3 protein-coding genes are annotated in these 2288 nt (G+C 61.5%); all 3 read left to right on the forward strand.

Annotated features, from left to right (window positions below; genetic code table 11):
• Positions 1-260: IS66 family insertion sequence element accessory protein TnpA (gene tnpA / locus RBA41_RS33240; protein ID WP_445352077.1), on the forward strand; the 260-nt coding region annotated here is incomplete at its 5' end.
• Positions 260-616, forward strand: coding sequence for an IS66 family insertion sequence element accessory protein TnpB (gene tnpB, locus RBA41_RS33245; RefSeq protein WP_306628621.1), 357 nt, complete (start codon positions 260-262; stop codon positions 614-616). The genes tnpA and tnpB, both read left to right, overlap by 1 nt.
• Before the next feature lie 68 nt (positions 617-684).
• On the forward strand, positions 685-2232 hold the full coding sequence (gene tnpC / locus RBA41_RS33250; protein ID WP_306628622.1) for an IS66 family transposase: 1548 nt from the start codon (positions 685-687) through the stop codon (positions 2230-2232).
• The last annotated feature ends 56 nt before the right edge of the window (positions 2233-2288 follow it).

A 2288-nucleotide genomic window follows, 5' to 3' on the forward strand; every position in this document is an offset into this window, starting at 1 on the left:
CGCGCCTACAGGCACAGGTCGAATCCGGGCAAACGATTCGCGCCTGGTGCGCCTTCAACGGCGTCACAGAAGCGACTTTTCACTACTGGCGCAAACGCCTTGCGACCACCGCCGCGCCCGCCGCGCAATTCATCGCGCTGCCTAATCCGACCGGAAGTGCCGCCGTGCTGGAAGTGGAGACGCCAAATGGCTATTTGATACGCTTGGGCAGCCCGGCACACGTGGAGTGGCTGGGCGCTGTCCTGGCGGTGCTGCGCTGATGTGGGGCACGCCGCAAGGCATGGTGTACCTGGCGACGGGCCACCACGACATGCGCAAGTCGATCAACGGCCTGGCACTCGTGGTGGCCGACACCTTCGGTCTTGATCCGGTCAGCCCACACTGGTTCGTATTCTGCAACCGCGGCCGCGACCGGATCAAGATACTGCACTGGGATACGAACGGCTTCTGGCTGCATTGCCGCCGGCTGGAACAAGGCCGGTTTCACTGGCCCGATGGTGCCGATGATGCCTGCACGCTTGAGGTGACGGCGCGCCAGTTGCGCTGGCTGATCGACGGCCTGAAATGGCAGAGCGCGGTCGCACACCAGCCGATGGCGCCGCGCGCCATGCGCTGAAAAATATATTTCAAAAGCATGCAGTTGATGTAAACCCAAAACGCAAAACGCTTTGGTAAAGTAACTGCATGCACCTTCCTGAACTCCTTGCCACCCTGCCAGCCGAACTGCGCGACTATATCCGCCAGTTGGAAGGGCGCGCGAGCGCTTTGGAGGCACGCAACCTTTTCCTTGAAGAGCAGTTCCGGCTGGCGCAGCTCAAACGCTTTGCGCCATCGAGCGAGAAGTTGGGCGCGCAGGGTTGCCTGTTCAATGAAGCCGAGCAGGACGCCGTTGCGTTCCCTGATGAAGACGTCGATGATGGCGCCGATGCGCCAGCAACGCCGCCTAAAAAGCGTGGACGCCGTGCCCTGCCTGCCCATCTGCCGCGTAAACGTATCGAGCATGATTTGCCCGACGCAGAGAAAGTCTGCGTTTGCTGCCAAGGCGCGCTGCATCGCATGGGTGAGGAAACCAGCGAGCAGCTCGACATCATCCCGGCCACGGTCCAGGTGCTGCAGCACGTGCGCTTCAAGTATGCCTGCCGTCAGTGCGACCGGCACGGCGAGGCGAGCAAGATCGTCACCAGCCCCATGCCGGCTCAGCCCATCCCCGGCAGTAACGCCAGCCCCGGCACCGTTGCCACGGTGCTGACCGCCAAGTACGCCGACGGCATGCCGCTCTACCGGCAGCACGACTGGCTGCTGCGCGGCGATGTCGATGTTGCCCGCGGAACGCTGGCGCAATGGTGCATCAAGGCCGGTGTGTTGCTTACGCCGCTGTACGCGGCGCTGCACCGCGAGTTGCTGACCAATCCATTTATCCATGGCGACGAAACGACCGTGCAGGTGCTTAACGAAGCGGGCCGCAAGGCGGAGAACACGTCGTACATGTGGGTCTACCGCAGCGCCATCGGCAGCGAACGTCCAGTGGTTCTGTTCGAGTACCAGCCTGGTCGCGGGCATGAGCATCCTGAGCGCTTTCTGGCCGGTTATAACGGTACCGTGATGACCGACGGCTACGCCGCTTGGCGCATGCTGGGCGCAATCAAGCATCTGGGGTGTCTGGCGCACGTGCGCAGGCGCTTTGATGAAGCGCTCAAGGCGCAGAAGGGGCCGCCTGGCCGGGCCAAGGAGGCGCTGGATATGATGGGCAAGCTGTATCACCTTGAATCGATGGTCAGGAAGAAGCCGCCGCCTGAAGGACGTTCCCTCATCGATGAAATTTACCGATGGCGCCAAGAAAAAAGCCGTCCGATACTGGACGTCCTGCACGCCTGGCTGATCAAAAACCAGGCCGAGGTCATGCCGAAATCACTGATCGGCAAGGCCATCAGCTATGCGCTCGGTCAATGGGCCTACATTTATCGTTATATCGACGATGGGCGCGCCCCGATTGATAACAATGTGATCGAACGCGATATCAGACCGTTTACCATCGGCCGCAAGGCGTGGCTGTTCTCCAATTCAGTCGCCGGCGCCGATGCTAGCGCCGTGATCTACAGCCTGATGCTCACATGCCGCGCCTGCGGCGTCGAACCGTATGCCTACTTGCGGCACGTGCTGACAGAATTGCCGCAGCGCCAAGCCGGTGCCGACATCGCCGATCTGTTGCCGTTTAACTTCACTGCGGTTTAACAGCCGCTTGGCAGCCGATCACCGCAGCGTCAAGGTGCGGTAGAAATCGCGCTTAC

This window comes from Massilia scottii (assembly GCF_030846495.1).
Classification (GTDB): domain Bacteria; phylum Pseudomonadota; class Gammaproteobacteria; order Burkholderiales; family Burkholderiaceae_D; genus Telluria_A; species Telluria_A violaceinigra.